The organism is Streptomyces albidus (ex Kaewkla and Franco 2022) (assembly GCF_013870515.1).
Taxonomy (GTDB): Bacteria; Actinomycetota; Actinomycetes; order Streptomycetales; family Streptomycetaceae; genus Streptomyces; species Streptomyces albidus.
In genome coordinates, this window is the sequence record NZ_JACBXA010000349.1 from 1 (window position 1) to 4,777 (window position 4,777).

The following is a 4,777-nucleotide window of genomic DNA, read 5'->3' on the forward strand; positions in this document are numbered from 1 at the left end:
GGACGCCATGAAGGCGAAGACGAGCAGGCGGCCGTCCGCGTCCACGACGGAGCCCGGACGCCGCCCATCCACAGCAGCGGCTGCTCGCCCTCGTCCGCCGTGTAGCGGAACCACAGCCGGGCCGTGAAGTCCCGCTCGCCCAGCGGTAGTCCACGCCGGAAAGGCAGCCGGACGGCGTCGTCCAGGCCGTCGAAGGCCAGCGCCCGTCCGTGCCGCCCGCCCACCTGCTGAGGGCCGCCCAGCACCGAGGCGTCCCGGGCTCCAGGAGCGTGGTCGGCGGTGGAGGGGTCGGGGCCGCGGCGGGCACCGAGCCAGTCCTCGGTGAAGCGCGCGAAACGGATCTCGTCGCGGGCGTCGGCGGCTCCGCCTTCGTAGAGGAGCCCGACGTGGCCCCCGGTCGCCTGGACCAGGTCGGAGTAGCCGGACCAGTCGGTGGTCACGGTGCGCCCGCGGTCCACTCCCTCCCAGGTCCTCCCCTCGTCGTAGGAGGAGCGGATCGCCATGGTCCGGCGCCGGTCCGGGTCGGCGGGAGCGGAGAGCAGCACCCTGTCGGTCTCCCCGAGACGCAGCACCGAGCCCTGCACCTGCGGGGTGTAGAGGCCGGGCAGCGTGCGGAAGGGGCCCCTGAAGGACTCGCCGCCGTCCCCGCTGACCGCCGCGTCCCGGTGACCGAGATCGGTGCCCTCGGTCTCGCGGGCGCTCACCAGGACGGTGCCGTCACGGCGCTCGTGAAGGGTCAGCTCCTGCGGCTTCTGCCGGTAGGTGCCCTCGGTGGCGTACGGATAGCTGTCGACTGCTCCGAGCCGCCAGTTCCGGCCGCCGTCGTCGCTGAGCACCAGTGCCGCGTGGTTGCGGGTGTTCCTCCCCTCGCGCCAGCTCTCGGCGTTGACACCGAGGACGAGCCTGCCGGCGTGCGGTCCGCGGCTCAGCTGGAGACCGTGCCCGGGGCCGGTCGCGTACCAGGAGTTCCACCCCGCCGGTCGCAGCTGCGCGCTCAGGTCCCGCGGAGGCGACCAGCTGAGACCGTCGTCGTCGCTGTACTGGAGATGCGGTTTGCGCTCGCAGGGCGACTCGCAGCTCTTGCCGTCCGTACGCCCGGCGTTGAAGGTCTCGGTGAGCAGGATCCGCCCGGTGCGCCTGTCCACGACGGGCACGGGGTTCCCGTGGGTGTCGCCGCCGCCCCGCGTGACGACCTGCAGCGGGCCCCATGTGCGGCCCCCGTCCGTGGAGCGCTTGACGACGACGTCGATGTCCCCGGCGTCGCCGCAGTCGCGGACCCTGCCCTCCGCGAAGGCGAGCAGCGTGCCCTTGGCGGTCCGTACGACGGCGGGAATGCGGAAGCAGCTGTAGCCCTGCTCCTGCGAGGCTCTGAAGAGCACCTGCTGGGTGAAGCCGGTGTCACCTGCCGGCTTGTCGCTTACGGGCCGCGCGTCCGCACGGTCCGGCATGACCAGCAGCGAGGCGCACTGGGCGATCAGCAGTGCTGCCCTGAGGAACGCCTGGTGGCGTGGGACTCCTTGCCGTAAGGCTCCATGACGTAAGGCTGAGCGACCGGTCCTCATGCACGCCCCTTTCCGCGGTGTGCCCAGGGCGCGCCGCGATCAGCCGTTCACGGGATGTACCGCAAATACGATGCCCGGTCGCCGCGGAGGCCAAATGTCCCGGACCGAGCCGGCAGGGGTCGTTGATTCACGGGGCAGGGCCCGGCCGACGCAGGGGGCGCCTCCCGCCGGCCGAGCCCTATTCCCGTGCAGCAGGCGAGACCGTCAGGCCCGGCCGGCCGTTGTGCGCAAAGCGAGCCGGTGCTCACCTGCGTACACGTTCATCGAAGTGCCCCGGAGGAAGCCGACGAGCGTCAGCCCCGTCTCCGCGGCCAGATCCACCGCCAGCGAGGAGGGCGCCGAGACGGCGGCCAGCACCGGTATGCCCGCCATCACCGCCTTCTGCGCCAGCTCGAAGGAGGCACGCCCCGACACCATGAGGACGGACTCGCGCAGGGGGAGCGTGCCCTGCTGGAGCGCTCGTCCGACGATCTTGTCGACGGCGTTGTGGCGGCCCACGTCCTCCCGGAGGTCCAGGAGTTCGCCCTCGGGTGTGAAGAGCCCGGCAGCGTGCAGGCCGCCTGTCCGGTCGAAGACCCGCTGGGCCTCCCGCAGCCGCTCGGGCATGAGGGAGAGCACCTCGGGTTCGAGCCGGACCGGGTCGCCGCCCTCCCTGTCCTCGATGGCCCAGCGTGCGGTCGTACGGACCGCGTCGAGGCTGGCCTTGCCGCACAGGCCGCACGAGGAGGTGGTGTAGACGTTGCGTTCCAGCGCGATGTCGGGAAGGGGGACTCCGGGAGCCAGACGCACGTCCACCACGTTGTAGGTGTTGGAGCCGTCCTCGGTGGCGCCCGCGCAGTAGACGATGTTGGCCAGTTCCTCCGCGCTGCCGAGCACGCCTTCGCTGACGAGGAAGCCCGCGGCGAGTGCGAAGTCGTCACCGGGCGTGCGCATGGTGATGGCCAGCGCCTTGCCGTTCAGCCGGATCTCCAGCGGCTCCTCGGCGACGAGGGTGTCCGGGCGCGTACTGACTGCTCCGTCCCGGATGCGCACCACGCGTCGTCGCTCAGTGACCCGTCCCATTCGATCAGTCCCGTCGGTGAGTCCTGTGGGCGGCGGTTCCGGCCGCGTCCCGCTGGGGGACGGACCGGAACCCGCCGTCGTCCGTCATGCGCCGGCCGTGTTCCCGCCGCCGACGTGCTGATACCCGAAACGGCCCTTGATGCACAGATTGCCGTGCGTCACCGGATTGTCGTGCGGTGAGCTGACCTTGACGATTTCATTGTCCTGTACGTGCAGGGTGAGGTTGCAACCCACACCGCAGTACGCGCACACGGTCGTCGTCTCGGTCTGCCGCTCCTCGTCCCAGGTCCCCGCCGCCCGCATGTCGAACTCCGACTTGAAGCTGAGCGCTCCCGTCGGGCACACCTCGATGCAGTTGCCGCAGTAGACGCAGGCGGATTCGGTGAGCGGGCCGTCGTGCTCGACGGAGATGCGGGCGTCGAAGCCCCGTCCCGCCACCGAGATGGCGAAGCTGTTCTGCCACTGCTCGCCGCACGCGTCCACGCACTTGTAGCAGAGGATGCATTTGTCGAGGTCACGGACGTACAGGTCGTTGTCGACCTTCGGTCCGTCGTTGAGAGTGGCGGCATCCTCACCGAACCGGTCGGGCTTCGCCTCGTACTCCTTGATCCACTCCGCCACGCGCGGCGTCGTGGACAGATCGGAGGCCGAAGCGAGCAGTTCGAGGACGATCTTGCGGCTGTGCCGGGCGCGTTCGGTGTCGGTGCGCACGGTCATGCCGGGCTCGGCCTTGCGTGAGCAGGCCGGGGCGAGAGTACGGGCGCCCTCCACCTCGACGACGCAGACGCGGCAGGCGTTCTTCGGCGTGAGCGTGTCGCCGTAACAGAGCGTGGGGACGTCCTTGCCCGCGGCGTCGCAGGCGTCGAGGATCGTGGAGCCCTCGGGGACGCGTGCGGGCTCGCCGTCGAGCGTGAACTCCACGAGACGGCGCGGGGGATTCAGCGGTACGGCTGTCATGCGTAGGCTCCCAGTCGGTCGATGGCGGACTCCACGGCGTTCCAGGCGGTCTGGCCCAGACCGCAGATCGAGGCGTCGCGCATCGCCTCTCCCACCTCGCGGAGCAGTGCGATGTCGGTGGCCGCCCCGGGCCCGTCCGCCCGCTCGGCGAGACGTCCGAGCGCCTCCTCCTGCCGGACGGTGCCGATGCGGCACGGCACGCACTGGCCGCAGGACTCGTCGCGGAAGAACTCCGCGATGCGCAGCAGGATCTTCGGCAACGGCACACTCGAGTCCAGCGCGAGCACCACACCCGAACCGAGCGTCGTCCCGGCGGCCCTGGTGCCCTCGAAGGTGAGCGGGATGTCCAGCTCGTCGCCCCGCACGAATCCGCCGGCGGCGCCGCCGAGCAGGATCGCCCGGAGATCGTCCGCCGCGCCGGCCAGTCCGAGAAGGTCCCGGAGAGTGGCGCCGAAGGGCAGTTCGTAGATGCCGGGCTTCTCCACCGCGCCCGCGACGCAGAACAGCTTGGGCCCCGTGGAGTTGCCGGTGCCGATCGCGGCGTAGGCCTCCGCGCCCAGCTCCAGGACGGTGAGCACGTTCACCAGCGTCTCGACGTTGTTGGCAGCCGTCGGCTTGCCGAACAGGCCCTTCTCCACCGGGAACGGCGGCTTGGAGCGGGGCTCGCCGCGGTTGCCCTCCAGGGAGTTGAAGAGGGCGGTCTCCTCACCGCAGATGTAGGCGCCCGCACCGCGCCGGATCTCGATGTCGAAGGCGTAGCCCTGGCCGAGCACGTCCGGACCGAGGAGGCCGCGTGCCCTCGCCTGCTCGATGGCGTGCGTCAACCGCCGCAGGGCGCGCGGGTATTCACCACGCAGATAGAGATAGCCGTGATGCGCGCCCGTGGCGTAGCCGGCGATCGTCATCGACTCGATCAGCGCGTACGGGTCGCCTTCCATCAGGACGCGGTCCTTGAAGGTGCCCGGCTCGCTCTCGTCGGCGTTGCAGACGACGTAGTGCGGCTGCTCCGGCTGGGCCGCCGTGGCCTGCCACTTGCGGCCGGTGGGGAAGGCGGCGCCGCCGCGTCCCACCAGACCCGAGTCGGTGACCTCGCGCAGCACGGCGGCCGCGCCGATGTCGAACGCGCGCCGCAGCGCGCGGTATCCGCCGTGCGCGCGGTAGTCGTCGAGGGACGCGGGGTCCACGACGCCGATCCG

4 protein-coding genes are annotated in these 4,777 nt (G+C 71.2%); all 4 read right to left on the reverse strand.

Annotated features, from left to right (window positions below):
* A partial coding sequence (locus H5J26_RS28500; RefSeq protein ID WP_235981219.1) for a sialidase family protein occupies positions 1-1,448 on the reverse strand: 1,448 nt, incomplete at its 3' end.
* Between the two features lie 318 nt (positions 1,449-1,766).
* Positions 1,767-2,624: a formate dehydrogenase accessory sulfurtransferase FdhD gene (gene fdhD, locus H5J26_RS28505; RefSeq protein ID WP_181768852.1), complete on the reverse strand. Its 858-nt coding sequence runs from the start codon at positions 2,622-2,624 to the stop codon at positions 1,767-1,769.
* A gap of 84 nt (positions 2,625-2,708) precedes the next feature.
* On the reverse strand, positions 2,709-3,581 hold the full coding sequence (locus H5J26_RS28510) for a 2Fe-2S iron-sulfur cluster-binding protein (RefSeq protein ID WP_181768853.1): 873 nt from the start codon (positions 3,579-3,581) through the stop codon (positions 2,709-2,711).
* Positions 3,578-4,777 (reverse strand): complex I 51 kDa subunit family protein (locus H5J26_RS28515; protein WP_181768854.1); only part of this gene is annotated, 1,200 nt, incomplete at its 5' end. The genes H5J26_RS28515 and H5J26_RS28510, both read right to left, overlap by 4 nt.